Source organism: Streptomyces sp. NBC_00091, assembly GCF_026343185.1.
Taxonomy (GTDB): domain Bacteria; phylum Actinomycetota; class Actinomycetes; order Streptomycetales; family Streptomycetaceae; genus Streptomyces.
This window is the reverse complement of the sequence record NZ_JAPEMA010000001.1, coordinates 3,877,207-3,890,816: the sequence shown is the minus strand read 5'-3', so window position 1 is coordinate 3,890,816 and position 13,610 is coordinate 3,877,207. Positions and strand designations below refer to the sequence as shown.

Sequence of the window (13,610 nt, the reverse complement as noted above, 5' to 3'; positions counted from 1 at the left end):
GGGGCCGGGGGTGGCTCGCGGTGCGGGCCCGCTATCTCCCCCTCGAGCCCCCGGGCTCGGGGGGTGGTTGCCCACCCGCCTCCCCGTCTGCGGGTCCGGGGGGCGGGGATCCGGGCCTGCCCGATCTCTGGCCCAGGGCCTGGGCCCGGGCGCGTCAGATCGCTACGCGCTGCCCAGATCTCGGCGTCTGCGGCCGACCTGGGGCTGGTCATAGGCCGGCTCGACGTTGTCGGCGGTGGTGTTGAATTCGCGGCCGGATGCGGCCCGGATGTAGGCCAGTTCCATCCAGTGCTCGATGCCGGTGTCCGAGACGTTCTCGTTGATCACCGCCATCAGCTCACCCTCGGTGCCGGAAGCGATGTCGCGGACCCGGCGGCGGAGGAGGCGGTGCGGGACGTATTCGTACTGCTCACTCATCGGGGCATCCCTCATGTTGTCTGCCGGAGGGTGTGATGCTCTCGCCGGCCAGCGAGGGACAACAGGGACGCAACGCCCCACTTTTGCGTTCTTAGTCGGTGATCCCCAGGAACTCCGCGAGTTGCCTCACGCCTGGGGTGTGATGCGGCCCCGCCCACAAGTCCGTCACGATTGCCACAGCCAGGGTGTGATGCCGCATCCAGGCCGGGGCCACCTTCCGCAGCCTCTCGAGTGCCTTCACGGCACCAGCGGCGTCCCCCATGTCCGTGTGGGCGCGGGCCAGGTCCAGGAGCAGCCACGTCCGCCATGAGGGCGGCGTGTCCTTGCTGAGCCTTATGCCTCTGGCCAGCGTCAGGGCATCTTCCGGCCGCTCGTGTTGGACGGCGAGGCGGACTCGTTCAATGCGTACGGACGACCGGCTGAACACCGAGACCAGCTTGCTGTCAGCAGGAGGAGGCAGTGTGGCCAGACGGCCCGCTGCCTTCTCGGCGGTCACCATCATGTCGTTGGCAGTCTCGTAGTCGTCGCTCCGCGCGTAGGACGTGGCTGCGGACATCAGCAGTCCGCCCCATACCCGGCCACCCTCTGGCGTGCTGGTGTGCTCCCGCTCCACCGCGTCTGCGGCATGCACGGCCAGGTTCCGTGCATCGTCCAGGCGGGCCTGGCGCTGGTAGGCCCACGCCACGGAGTTCGACAGCATCGGGGCCAGCAAGGGGTCCGATGAGTCCCCGGCGGCGGCGTAGGCGCGCTCAAGGGGCCGAGAGGGCGAGGTCGGTCTTTCCCAGACGAATGGCCAGGTGTCCGCCCAATTGCAGTGCCTTGCCCAGAGCCGCCTGGCCTGCCGCCCGCTGGTCCGCGTTCCCCACGGCAGCGAGGAGACGGGCATCGGCGATGATTCCTGGCAAGACCTCCATCAGGCGGCCAAAGTCCGCCGCATGGTACAGCGTCCAACCATCCGCCAGCTCGGCGCGCAGAAGGGTGAGCGACAGGCGCTCAACACCTTTGGGCTCTGCTGGAGGAGCGAACAGTGGCGGCATGATCGCGCGCCGCACGGCAACGAGCGCCGGGGAATCGGCCTCGCCGTTCGACGGCACGCCGGGCGGATCACCCAGCAGGCTCGTCAGCTCAACGCCCAGCCCCTTCGACAGGGCGTGCAGCGTGGGCAGTCGTGCACTGTGCTTGCGCTTCTGTTCCAGCTTGCGCACGACGTCCGCGGACACCCCGGACCGCTCCGCCAACCCTTCTTGCGTCAGATCGGCGAAACGACGAAGACGGCTCAGCCGGTCACCCAAGTGCTCAGAAGCCATGCCGCAAAGCTACGCCGTGGCCGAGGCGGATGGCACAGAGTTGTCCGCGTTATCCGCCCATGGGGGATGCCGCGCCGGGCAAAGGGGGCACCAGAACGCGCAGTCCGCGCCATGCGCCCGTGGCACGATGCCCCCGTAGGCCGGGACCTCGCCGAGGTCCTGGCGCCGGTTGGCAAGGGGAGCTGACGTGGGCGTACCGAAGGTGTTGTCCGACGAGGAGATCGACGGGCAGTTGGCGGAACTGCCGGGGTGGGAGCGGGTGGGTGACGAGATCACCCGGACCTACGAGATCCGCTATCACGCCGCTGTGGCAGCCATCGTGACCATCGCCGACCGGTCCCGGCGCATCCAGCACCATGCGGACCTGGACCTCCGCATCGACCACCTGCGGGCAGCGGTCACCACGCACGACGCAGGACACCGTCTCACCGCCGCCGACTTCGACCTGGCCCATCGGATCGACGCGATCGTCGCCGCCCACCAGTCCCTCCCACTGGACTGACCCGGACGGATGATCGAAGCGGAGCTGTCCCGTCTCAAGTGATCTGGTCCGAGGTTGCGGCTGTGACCTGGGGCGACCAGAACGGTTGAGACACCTGGGTGGTCGAAAATCTCAGTTGATCTGGCCCCTGGCGTCTGAATACTGGCTGTCGTCTCAGTTGATCTGGTCTGCTTCCGGCGTTTCGAGTTGGACTAGGGGAAGAGCTTGCGAGAGGTGACCATGCACGATGACCAAGTGGACGTGACCGCCGAAATCGTTGCAACCTTGATCCAAGAACAGTTCCCTCAGTGGAGCGGCAAGGCGATCCAACCCCTGTCGTCGAGCGGGACGGTCAACGCGATCTTCCGCATCGGGAACGACTTCTCTGCGCGTTTCCCACTGCGTCTGGCCGATGCTGCCGAGGCGCTGGCGGTTCTGGAACAGGAAGCCCAGGCGAGCGCGGAGCTGGCACAGGTGTCTCGGTTCCCCGCCCCGGAACCCGTCGCCTTGGGAAAGCCTGGAGCGAGTTACCCCATGCCGTGGTCGGTCCAGACATGGCTGCCGGGAACGGTCGCCTCTGATGCCGACCCGAGTGGGTCGGACGCTTTTGCCGAGGACCTTGCGGCCTTCATCGCAGCCCTGCGGGACGCCGAGACGCGGGGGCGGCGTTTCAGCGGCGAGAACCGTGGCGGCGTTCTCGCTCACCACGACGACTGGATGGCGAAGTGCTTCGAGGAGAGCAAGGGGCTGCTCGACCTGCCCCGGCTGCGCCAAGTGTGGAGCCACCTCCGGGACCTGCCACGCACGGCTGCCGACGTGATGAGCCATGGTGACCTGATTCCCGGCAACGTACTGGTCACGGGAGACCGGCTCAGCGGCGTACTCGACACCGGCGGCTTCGGCCCGGCCGACCCCGCGCTGGATCTGGTCAGCGCCTGGCATCTGTTGCAACCGGGCCCACGGGAAGTGCTCCGGCGGACACTGGCCTGCAACGATCTGGAGTGGGAGCGCGGCAAGGCATGGGCCTTCGAACAGGCGATGGGTCTTGTCTGGTACTACGTCGAGAGCAATCCGACGATGAGCAGAATGGGGCGCCGGACACTCGACCGCATTCTGGAGTCGATGGAGTGATGACAGGTCTCCTCTGACAACCTGGCGAACCAGGTCTTCTGAGACAACGAGCGAATCAGACCCGACCAACTGAGACAGAGACCAGATCACCAGAGACGGGACAGGAGCTGAAGGCACGCGTCCACGCACCGCAGGAGACACTGCGGCGGCTGTCCTGTCTCAACGAACCGTGGCCGTTCTCAGTGAAGATTGACCACTGAGCAGGTTCATGCCTCTCCTGCAGTCAGCACCTCTTTGGCGCGGACCGCAAAGGCTTCGCAGGCATGCTCCGCAGCCTCACCTCGGGCGAGCATGTCGGGCTTATCGGTAGCGAAGAAGATCTCTCGTGTCTTCACCTGTATCTCAGCGGCCTGCTCGGCAAGCTGTTGCGCCTGCGGGCCAAGCGCGACGAGGCGGAGCCGGTGAACGCTGCTCCGGACCTCGGCATAGAGCTGGTACGACTCGGCCCGGGCTGTGAGCATCGCCTCGGAGTCGGGTGCTGCGTGCAGGCTTGTCCACCGGCCGTACTGCGCCCGCCGATAGTCCTCCGCCAAGGCAATGAAGTCAGCGCAGGCATCGAGGAGACGCTGGTGACTTCGCTCGCGGTCAGCACGGGACGCAGACCGGGATGCGATCTTCTCTTGGTAGCGGTGTGCGACGACAGCACCCAGCAGTGTTCCAATGACGGCGATGGCGGCCGAAATGATCCCTGTCACACCGACCAGCCCAGCATCTGGCAGCGCGCGCCGGATAGAGCGCGAATCAGCCACCGCAACGCGTAGCGCGGGCCGGGATGCGTTAGGGGCGGGCTGTTGCGGTGGTCTGGAGGGCTGTCAGGACTCGGGAGACGGCTGGGGTCGCTTCCGTGCCGCGGCGGAGGGCGGCGATGACGTGGCGGGTCGGGCGGTCGTGGGGCAGGGCGCGGACCGCTACCCGCGATGCCCGGGCGGAGACCATGCGGGGGACCAGTGCGACGCCCATTCCCGCCTCGACCATCGCCAGGATCGCGGTCCAGCCGGACGCCGAGTGCGCCTGTTCCGGGACGAAGCCCGCGGCTTCGCAGGCGGCCCGGGTGATTTCCGACCAGGGGCCGCTGCCCCCGTAGATCCACCGCTCCGCCGACAGGTCGGCCAGGCGGACCTGCGGTGCGTCCGTCAGGGCGTGGCCGGGGGGCAGGGCCACGTCCAGGGGGTCTTCCAGCAGGGTGACCCGGGTGAAGCGGGCGTCCCGCGCGCCCGGGGCGTGCGCGGCCAGGGAGAGGGCGAGGTCCACGGCCCCGGCGGAGAGGAGCTCGTACGACTCCGCCGCCTCGGTCTCGCGGACCCGTACGTCGATCCCCGGGTGGCTGAGCCGGAGGGCCGCCACCGCCGGAACGACGAGGGCCGGCACGGCCGTGGAGAAGGCGCCGATCCGTACCTCCCCCGCCTCCCCGGCCAGGTACCCGGTGAGTTCGGCGTCGGCGCGCTCCAGCTGGGCGAACACGGCCTCGGTGTGGCGTAGGACCAGGTGGGCCGCGTCGGTGAGACGGACCCGGCGGCCCTGGGCTTCCAGCAGCGGCACGCCCAGCTGCCGGGCGAGGTTGGTCAGTTGCTGCGAAACGGCCGAGGGCGTCAGGTGCAGCGCCTCGGCCGTCGCGGTCACGGTCCCCTGGTCGGCCAGGGTCCGCAGGATGCGCAGTTTTTTGATGTCCCAGTCGGTCACGGAAGCGAAACTACCGGCGGGCCGTGCTGCCCAGGCCTACTCCGCCCAGGATCAGGGCCATGCAGAGGAGCTCAGCCGGTCCGGTGCGCTCGCCGAGCAGGAGCAGGCCGAGCCCGGCGACGCACACCGGCTGGAGGTAGTAGACGACTCCCGCCCGGGCCGCCCCGATGAGGGAGATCGCCTTGTTCCAGGCGAAGAAGGCGACGGCGGAGGAGAAGACGCCGACGTAGAGCAGGGGGCCGATGGTGTGGGTGGTGGGCTCGAAGCCGCCCTGGACGGTGAGGGACACGGCGTACGCGGGGGCCAGCATCAGTGCGCCGAGGACGAAGGTGGCGAGGAGGAAGGCCAGTCCGCCGATCTCGGTGGGCTTGCGCTTCAGGAGGGCGCTGTAGGTGGCGAAGGAGAGGGCGGCGCCGAACATCCACAGGTCGCCGGCGCCGAAGTCGAAGCCGAGGGAGCCGTCGCCGACCAGCAGCAGTACGCCGAAGGCCGCGAGCAGCATTCCGAAGGAGCGCCGGACGCCGAGCCGTTCACCGCCGAGGCGGGCGTAGAGGGCCATGATGACCGGCGAGGCCGCCATGATCATGCCCATGTTGGAGGCGGAGGTGGTCAGTCCGGCCTGGTGGACCAGGGTGTTGTAGAGGGTGACGCCGAAGAGGGTGGCGAGGCTGATGTAGCCGAGGTGCTTGCGGAGCAGCGACCGCTGCTGCCAGGCCTGCCGGGCCGCGAAGGGGGCGACCGCGACGGTGGCGATGATCCAGCGCCAGAAGACGGCCTGTACGGGAGGGACCGTGTCCGCCATGCCGCGGGTGGCGACGAAGCTGCCGGACCAGACGACCGTCGCGACCAGCGCGAGCAGTACGCCGAGCCCGGCGGCTCCCTTCTTCGCCCTGCTTGCGGCAACGGCGCCGCCGCCGGCGAGGGCGCCGGCGGCGGGAGCGGTGCGTGTGGTGCGGACACGGTCCATGACGGTCACTGCTGGTCTCCCCCTGAGGGTCTGGTGTGGGTCGTGGACCTACTCTCACACCTTCGCTTTACCCAGGTCCATCGAAAGATTTTGATTGGTTTGTTCAGGGGAGCTGAACGGTTCCTTCTTTGCGGCGGTCGCCGTGCGTCCGGGGAGCTGGCCGAAGACCGTGGCGCCGAAGGCGAGGGCCATGCCCAGGAGCTGTACGGGCGAGAGCGCCTGGCCGAGCGCGGCCCAGCCGATGACGGCCGCGGTGAGCGGGGACAGCGGGCCGAGCAGGGTGACGGAGGTGGCGGTGAGCTGGCCGATGCCGCGGAACCAGAGGAAGTACGCGGCCCCGGTGTTGATCAGCATCATGTAGCCGTAGCCGAGGAAGGCCTTGCCGTCGAGCGCGGGCGGCGCCCCTTCGATCAGGGCGGCGATCGGGATGATGACCAGCCCGCCCGCGGTGAGCTGCCAGCCGGTGACGGCCAGCGGGCCGACGCCCTCGGGGCGTCCCCAGCGCTTGGTCATCACGGTGCCCGAGGCCATGGAGGCAGAGGAGACCACACCGGCGATGACGCCTACGAGGTCCAGCTCGGCCTGGGAGGTCAGCACCACCATGCTCACGCCGAAGGCGGCGACCACGGCGGCGAGCACGTTCCGCAGCCGGGCCCTCTCGCCCAGCAGCAGGGCGGCGAGCCCTACGACGAACAGCGGTCCGGCGGAGCCCAGTACGGCCGCGACACCGCCGGGCAGCCGGTAGGCGGAGAGGAAGAGCAGCGGGAAGAAGGCGCCGATGTTGAGGGTGCCGAGGACCGCGGACTTCCACCACCAGGAGCCCTTGGGCAGGGTCCGGGAGAGGGCCACCAGCAGCAGGCCGGCCGGCAGGGCGCGCATGGCCCCGGTGAACAGGGGCCGGTCGGGCGGCAGCAGCTCGCTGGCGACGAAGTACGTCGAGCCCCAGGAGATGGGGGCCAGCGCGGTCAGGACGATCGTGGTGACACGGTTCACGGTCACTCCTCGGGCGGGTGGGGAGGGGGCTGACGATGAGCGGTTCTGGAGGCGACCCGCTCGGGGCCCGTCCCTGCGGCCCCCGAGTAGGTCGCTCGTAAGTAGCTTACTACTAAGCTACTTTTTAGCAAGCTACTTTCTTGCGAACGAGTGAGCGGAACCGGATACTTCGGTCATGACCGAGGTCAAGAAGGACGCCGAGAAGGACGCCGTCGACGCGATCACCGCCCAGTGGGCCGTCGTAAGACCGGACCTGGACACCGCACCCATGGCCGTCTTCGGCCGGATCTACCGGATCTCCAAGGGCATGGGCGACGCCGTGGAGCGGGCCTACAACCGGCACGGGATCACCCGCGGGGAGTTCGACGTCCTCGCCACGCTGCGCCGGTCCGGAGCCCCGTACACCCTCTCGCCCCGCGAGCTGTCGGCCACGCTGATGCTCACCACGGGCGGGATGACCGGGCGCCTGGACAAACTGGAGAGGGCCGGGCTGCTCGCCCGCAGCCCCGATCCGCACGACCGGCGCGGGCTCCAGGTGACCCTCACCGACCGGGGGCTCGCCCTCGCCGACGAGGCGGTCGGCGCCGGGCTGGACGTACACCGCACCGCCCTGGAGGGATTCGACCCCGACGAGGTCGAAACCCTCGCGGAGCTGCTGCGCAAGCTCCTCGCGGACCTTCCCTGAGCGGAAAAGCGGCGCCGGACACGACAAGGCGCCGGAGGTCGCGACACAGCCGGTTCACACCGGCTGCGCGGACCTCCGGCGCCCGGAAGTCTTGAAGAGGGGACCGCCCGGTCGGGTCAGGCCTGGTTCTTGCGCGTCTTGTCGCCGACCATCACGAGACCCGCGATGACCAGGAACAGCACGATCGGCGCGGCCACGTACAGGCCGAGCGTCTCGGCAACGCTCAGGCCCGGGCCCGGGTCGTCGCCGTCGTCGCGGGTCAGCGCGAGGGCGGGAGACGTCATCAGCAGCATCATCAGCGTCGTTCCGGCCGTGACGGCGCCGGCGCGCAGAGCGTTCTTCTTGTCCACGGTGCAAAAGTAGCGAACACCTAAACGGGGCGCGCGCCCGGGGGTGCCGTACGGGTCTGCGCGCCCTCCCGCACCGCGCTCAGCAGGGCGTTCGCCCGCGGCGAGGACGTCAGCGCCTCCAGGGTCAGCGGCCGGCCCGCCGCGTCGGCGACCGGCAGCCGCCAGTTGGGGTACTGGTCCCAGGTGCCCGGCAGGTTCTGCGGCCGCCGGTCCCCCACCGCGTCGGGCAGCCATACGCCGACCAGCCGGGCGGGCGTGCGCAGCAGGAAGGCGTACAGGGCCCGTACGGCGGCCTCCTCGCCCTTGGTCTCCAGCCCCAGCCCGTCCAGCACCCGCAGCCACTGCGCGGTGTCGGCGGCGTCCTCGGCCGCCTCCGCGTCCAGAGGGCGGGTCAGCAGGCCGAGCCGGTCGCGCAGTTCGACGTGGGACCCGGCCAGCTTCGCGGCGGAGGGCGGCAGATCGTGGGTGGTGGCGGTGGCCAGGCACTCCGACCGCCAGGCCGCCGCGGGCAGCGGCTGCCCGTCGCCCGACCAGTCCCGCTCGAACCACAGCACGGAGGTGCCGAGGATCCCGCGCCGGGCCAGTGCGCGCCGCACCCGCGGCTCCACCGTCCCGAGGTCCTCGCCGACCACCAGGGCCCCCGCCCGGTGCGCCTCCAGGACCAGGACGGCCAGCATCGCCTCGCCGTCGTAGGCGACGTACGTGCCCTGCGCGGGCGCGGCCCCCTCCGGGATCCACCAGAGCCGGAACAGGCCCATGACGTGGTCCACGCGCACCGCTCCCGCATAGCGGAACACCCCGCGCAGCAGGGCCCGGAAGGGGGCGTACGCGGAACCCTCCAGGGCGTCGGGCCGCCAGGGCGGCAGCCCCCAGTCCTGGCCGCGCGCGTTGAAGGCGTCCGGCGGGGCGCCGACGGAGGCGCTGCGGGCGTGGAAGGAGCCCGTACGGGCGTCCGAGCCGTCCGGGTGCACCCCGACGGCCAGGTCGTGCACGATGCCGACCGTCATCCCGGCCTCCCGCGCGGCCCGCTGGGCGGCGGTGAGCTGGGTGTCCGTCAGCCAGACCAGCCAGGCGTGGAAGCCGGCGCGCTCCTCGGGATCCTCCCCGGCGGCGGCCGCGCACCAGGCGGCGTGCGCCTCGAGCCCCTCCCCCTGGGCCGCGCGGAACGCCCGGTAGGCGGCCTCCCGCTCGGGGCCGCGCGGGACGGCGTACAGCAGTTCCAGGGCGGCGCGCTTGAGGGCCCACACGGCGTCCCGGTCGATCAGCGCGCCCTTCTCCAGCACCTCGCGGCGCAGCTCACCGCCCCGGGCGGCCAGTTCGGCGAGGGCGCCCTGGTCCGGGCAGGCGGCGTACTCGGGCAGGTCCTCGATGCGCAGGTGGACCGGGTCCGGGAAGCGGCGCGAGGCCGGCCGGTAGGGGGACGGGTCGGTCGGGGTGCCCGGGAGGGCCGCGTGCAGCGGGTTGACCTGGATGAAATCGGCGCCGTGGGTACGGGCCGCCCAGCGGGCCAGCTCCGCGAGGTCGCCGAGGTCGCCCATGCCCCAGGAGCGCTCCGAGAGCAGGGAGTAGAGCTGGACGAGCAGCCCGTGGGCGCGGTCGGGCGCCGCCGGGGCCCGGTCCGGGGCCACGATCAGGGTGGCCCCGGCGGTGCGCCCGTCGGGTGTCTGGGCCGTCAGGCGGTGCACCCCCAGGGGCAGCCCGGGGTGCCACCCGCCCTCCCCGGCCCCGTCCTCCAGGGTCACCCGGACCCGGGTCCCGGCCGGCAGCGCGGCCAGGGCCGGCGGGCCGGGCTCCCCCCGCCAGTGCACCAGGGTCGGCGGGAGCAGCCGCCCGGCCCGCTCCCGCTCGGCGGCGTCGGCCCGTTCCCGGACCTCCTGCGGGGTGCCGGCGGGCACCCCGGCCAGGGCGAGCACGGCCCGGACCGTGGCCTGCGGCACCTGGACGGTGACGTCCTCGGCGGGCTGGTAGGAGGTGGCGACGCCGTAGAGGGCCGCGAGCCGGGCGAGGTCGTCCATCGTCATCCTTGGCTGGGGGGCTGCGGAGCGGGGCTAGGAAAGCGGCTCGCTGGTCAGGGGGGACTCGGCCACGAGCGGGGATTCGCTGGTCAGGGGCGTGTACGCGGAGCCGGCCAGCGGGGGTTCACTGGTCAGCGGCGGGTGCGCGTCGGCCGGCGGTGCGTCCTCGGGGCCGGACCGCGCGGGCAGGTGGGCGAGCGGGGCGGGTTTCCTGCGGGTGCCGGGCGGCGCGGTGCGGGCGTTCATGAGGGGCCTCCCTTGTGCGGTTCTCGTCGGACCCGCCCATGCAACACCCGCGGCGAACACCGCAGCCATACCCAGTCAGGGGCACCGCATTCCTGGCGGATCCAGGTCAGATCACCCCACCCGCATTGACACTTAAGCCGCACGGGTGGTGGGCTCGGGCTCGTTCGTACGGTCGGGGGACGACTCGGGACGGGAGGGGCTCCGTGCAGCTCAGGGGCAGGAAGCGGACCACGGCCGCGGCCGTAGCCGTCATCGGGACGCTGCTCGGCGGGGCCGTCGCCTCGGCTCCGCCGGGGATCACCGCCGCGCCGGGGACCCCGTCCTCGCCGCGCCCCGACAGCGGCTCCGCTCCCGTGTACGCGGCGGGACTCGGGCCCGTCCTCGACCCGGGTTCCGACGTTCCGCGAGCCGCTTCCGAGGGCCCGGCCGTGTGGCCCCGGCCGCAGTCGGCGACCGCCGATCCGGGGCGCGAGGTGCCGGTGGCGGCGGAGGCCGTGCTGGTGGCCCCGGCCGGCGCGGACCCGTACGCCGTCGAGGTCGTACGCACTGCCCTGCGCGCGGCCGGCGTACGGACCCTGCACGAGCGGCCCCCGGGGGCGGCGCTGCCCGAGCGGGCCCTCGTCGTACGCCTCCAGGGGCCGGACGCCGAGGAGGCCCTGCGGGCGCTGGGCGCGGCCGCGGCCGGGGACCTCCCGGACGGCGGGTACCGGCTGGCGGTGGGCCGCACCGGCGGGCGGGACACCGTCGCGCTGGCCGGGGAGGGCGAGGACGGGCTGTTCCACGCCGCGCAGACGCTGCGTCAGCTGCTGGCCGCCGGGCACGGAAAGGTGCCCGGGATGCTGGTGCGGGACTGGCCCATCGCGCCCGTGCGCGGGATCACCGAGGGTTTCTACGGGCAGCCCTGGACCAGGGAACAGCGCCTGGCGCAGCTGGACTTCCTGGGCCGCACCAAGCAGAACCGGCTGCTGCTGGCGCCCGGCGACGACCCGTACCGCACGACGGCCTGGCGCGAGGAGTACCCGCGCGAACGGCAGGAGGAGTTCCGGGCGCTGGCCGAGCGGGCCCGCGCCAACCGGGTGGTCCTCGGCTGGGCGGTGTCCCCTGGGCAGTCCATGTGCCTGGCGTCGGCGGACGACCGGGCGGCGCTGCTGCGCAAGGCCGACGCCATGTGGGAGCTGGGCTTCCGGGCGTTCCAGGTGCAGTTCCAGGACGTCAGCTACACGGAGTGGGGCTGCCGGGCCGACCGGGTGCGGTACGGGACGGGCCCCGCGGCGGCCGCGAAGGCGCACGCCGAGGTCGCGGGCGAGCTGGCGGCGCACCTGGCCGCGCGGCACCCGGGGGCGGCCCCGCTGTCGCTGCTGCCGACCGAGTACTTCCAGGAGGGCGCCACCGCCTACCGGACGGCCCTGGCCGGGGCGCTGGACCCGCGCGTGGAGGTGGCCTGGACGGGCGTGGGCGTGGTGCCGCGCACCATCACCGGCAAGGAGCTGGCCGGGGCGCGGGCCGCGCTCGGGCATCCGCTGGTCACCATGGACAACTACCCGGTCAACGACTGGGACCCGGGCCGGATCTTCCTCGGCCCCTACGCCGGGCGCGATCCGGCGGTGGCGGGCGGTTCGGCGGGGGTGCTGGCCAACGCGATGGCGCAGGGCACCCTGTCGCGGATCCCGCTGTTCACGGCGGCGGACTACGCCTGGAACCCGCGCGGTTACCGGCCCGGGGAGTCCTGGGCCGCGGCGGTGCGCGAACTGTCGGGCCCCGACCCGCGGACCCGGGCGGCGCTGGCGGCCCTCGCCGGGAACACCGCCTCCTCGGGCCTCAAACTGGAGGAGTCGGCCTATCTGAAGCCGCTGGTGGAGGAGTTCTGGCGGGCCCGGGCCGGCGGGGACAAGGCCGCCGGGGACCGGCTCCGCGCTGCCTTCACCGTGCTCCGGGAGGCCCCGGACCGGCTGGACGCCCCCGTCGCGGCGGAGGCGGGCCCCTGGCTGGAGCGGCTCGCGCGCTACGGGGCCGCGGGCGAACTGGCGGTCGACCTGCTGCGCGCCGAGGCCCGGGGTGACGGGGCGGCCGCCTGGCAGGCCTCGCGGGACCTGGCGGCGGCGCGGCGCGCGCTGGCGGAACCGGGCGGGGTGCGGGTGGACACCTCCGTGCTGGACCCCTTCCTGGCGAAGGCGGCGGCGGAGTCGGACGCCTGGACGGGCGCGGCCCGCAAGGACGGGACCGTACGGCACGAGCCCGGCTCCTGGACCGTCCGGCTGGACTCCGCGCGGCCGCTCGCCGCGGTCACGGTCATGACCGACCCGCTGGCCCCGGGCGCCCGGGGCGCGGTGGTGGAGGCGCACGTACCCGGCGAGGGCTGGCGCAGGCTCGGCGAGGCGGCGGCGTCCGGCTGGACCCAGGCCGACGGGGCGGGCGTACGGGCGGACGCGGTCCGGCTGTCGTGGGCGGGCCCGGACCCGGTGGTGCACCAGGTGGTCCCGTGGTTCGCCGACGGGCCGCGGGCCCGCTTCGAGCTGGCCGAGGGGGGCCGGGCCGACGCGGAGATCGGCGGCGCCCCCGGGAAGGTGTCGGCGCAGCTGTCCGCCCTTCGCCCCGGCGAGGTGCGCGGCCCGCTCACGGCGGCCCCGCCCGCCGGGATCGCGGTCAGGATCCCGCAGGACGTGGCGGTACCCCGGGGCGCGACCGTCACCGTCCCGGTGGAGGTCACCGTCGCGGCGGGCACCCCGGCCGGGGTGTACGAGGTCCCGCTGGCCTTCGACGGGGAGGTGCGCACCCTCACTGTCCGGGCGGTACCCCGCACCGGCGGTCCGGACCTGCTGCGCACGGCCCGGGCCACCTCCTCGGGGGACGAGGCCCCGCAGTTCCCGGCGTCGGCGGCGGTGGACGGCTCCGCCGCGACCCGGTGGTCGTCCCCGGCGGTGGACGGGGCGTGGTGGCAGGCGGAACTGGCCGCCCCGGCCCGGGTGGGCCTGCTGACCCTGCACTGGCAGGAGGCCTACCCGTCGGAGTACCGGGTGGAGACCTCCCGCGACGGCGCGACCTGGCGCCCGGCGGCCACGGTCAGCTCCCGCGGCGGCGTGGACACCGTCCGCCTGGACGCCCCCGACACCCGCTTCGTCCGCGTCACCTGCGACCGCCGCGCGACGCGCTTCGGCTGCAGCCTCTGGTCTGCGACGGCCTTGGCGGCGCTTCCCTAGTCTTTGTGACGCGGCCCTCGCACCGTTCGGCGCCGGCGCGCCACGCCTTCTTCACGCGCCGCTCGCGCGGTGCGGCCCCGGCGGGCCTTACCGGCTTCGCGCCGCTGCGCCGGGCCCAATTTCCGACGCGCCGCTCGCACG

Annotated in this window: 12 protein-coding genes and 1 pseudogene; 4 read left to right on the top strand and 9 right to left on the bottom strand. The window is 72.7% G+C overall.

What is annotated here, in order from left to right:
- Positions 1 to 162: 162 nt before the first annotated feature.
- Positions 163 to 417, bottom strand: coding sequence for a hypothetical protein (locus OOK34_RS17920; protein WP_267034869.1), 255 nt, complete (start codon positions 415 to 417; stop codon positions 163 to 165).
- A gap of 91 nt (positions 418 to 508) precedes the next feature.
- Positions 509 to 1,724 (bottom strand): annotated as a pseudogene (locus OOK34_RS17915) (helix-turn-helix domain-containing protein).
- Between the two features lie 187 nt (positions 1,725 to 1,911).
- Between OOK34_RS17915 and OOK34_RS17910 the strand changes: the two are divergent.
- Positions 1,912 to 2,226 (top strand): 4a-hydroxytetrahydrobiopterin dehydratase, encoded by a 315-nt coding sequence (locus OOK34_RS17910; RefSeq protein WP_267034868.1) that lies wholly within the window; start codon positions 1,912 to 1,914, stop codon positions 2,224 to 2,226.
- A gap of 219 nt (positions 2,227 to 2,445) precedes the next feature.
- Positions 2,446 to 3,336, top strand: a complete 891-nt coding sequence (locus OOK34_RS17905) for an aminoglycoside phosphotransferase family protein (RefSeq protein ID WP_267036795.1) — start codon at positions 2,446 to 2,448, stop codon at positions 3,334 to 3,336.
- A gap of 206 nt (positions 3,337 to 3,542) precedes the next feature.
- Here the strand turns inward: OOK34_RS17905 and OOK34_RS17900 are convergent, their stop codons facing one another.
- The 4 genes from OOK34_RS17900 to OOK34_RS17885 form a co-directional block, all read right to left on the bottom strand.
- Entirely contained in the window at positions 3,543 to 4,031 is a 489-nt protein-coding gene (locus OOK34_RS17900) for a hypothetical protein (RefSeq protein WP_267034867.1), read from the bottom strand.
- A gap of 82 nt (positions 4,032 to 4,113) precedes the next feature.
- Positions 4,114 to 5,016, bottom strand: a complete 903-nt coding sequence (locus OOK34_RS17895) for a LysR family transcriptional regulator (protein WP_267034866.1) — start codon at positions 5,014 to 5,016, stop codon at positions 4,114 to 4,116.
- A 10-nt stretch (positions 5,017 to 5,026) separates the two neighbouring features.
- The gene (locus OOK34_RS17890) at positions 5,027 to 5,992 is read right to left on the bottom strand and encodes a DMT family transporter (RefSeq protein ID WP_267034865.1); all 966 of its coding nucleotides are present in this window, start codon (positions 5,990 to 5,992) and stop codon (positions 5,027 to 5,029) included.
- A gap of 45 nt (positions 5,993 to 6,037) precedes the next feature.
- Complete coding sequence (locus tag OOK34_RS17885) at positions 6,038 to 6,982, bottom strand: EamA family transporter (protein ID WP_267034864.1); 945 nt, start codon at positions 6,980 to 6,982, stop codon at positions 6,038 to 6,040.
- Between the two features lie 169 nt (positions 6,983 to 7,151).
- Here OOK34_RS17885 and OOK34_RS17880 point away from each other — a divergent pair, with 169 nt between their 5' ends.
- Complete coding sequence (locus OOK34_RS17880) at positions 7,152 to 7,661, top strand: MarR family winged helix-turn-helix transcriptional regulator (RefSeq protein WP_267034863.1); 510 nt, start codon at positions 7,152 to 7,154, stop codon at positions 7,659 to 7,661.
- 116 nt (positions 7,662 to 7,777) lie between these two features.
- Here OOK34_RS17880 and OOK34_RS17875 read toward each other — a convergent pair whose 3' ends face one another.
- The 3 genes from OOK34_RS17875 to OOK34_RS17865 are packed head-to-tail and all read right to left on the bottom strand — an operon-like array spanning position 7,778 to position 10,272.
- On the bottom strand, positions 7,778 to 8,011 hold the full coding sequence (locus OOK34_RS17875; RefSeq protein ID WP_267034862.1) for a hypothetical protein: 234 nt from the start codon (positions 8,009 to 8,011) through the stop codon (positions 7,778 to 7,780).
- Between the two features lie 20 nt (positions 8,012 to 8,031).
- Positions 8,032 to 10,032: a 4-alpha-glucanotransferase gene (locus tag OOK34_RS17870; protein ID WP_267034861.1), complete on the bottom strand. Its 2,001-nt coding sequence runs from the start codon at positions 10,030 to 10,032 to the stop codon at positions 8,032 to 8,034.
- Between the two features lie 27 nt (positions 10,033 to 10,059).
- Complete coding sequence (locus OOK34_RS17865) at positions 10,060 to 10,272, bottom strand: hypothetical protein (RefSeq protein ID WP_267034860.1); 213 nt, start codon at positions 10,270 to 10,272, stop codon at positions 10,060 to 10,062.
- Between the two features lie 203 nt (positions 10,273 to 10,475).
- On the opposite strand from OOK34_RS17865, the gene OOK34_RS17860 reads away from it, so the two are divergent.
- Positions 10,476 to 13,469 (top strand): beta-N-acetylglucosaminidase domain-containing protein, encoded by a 2,994-nt coding sequence (locus OOK34_RS17860; RefSeq protein WP_267034859.1) that lies wholly within the window; start codon positions 10,476 to 10,478, stop codon positions 13,467 to 13,469.
- Positions 13,470 to 13,610 lie beyond the last annotated feature (141 nt).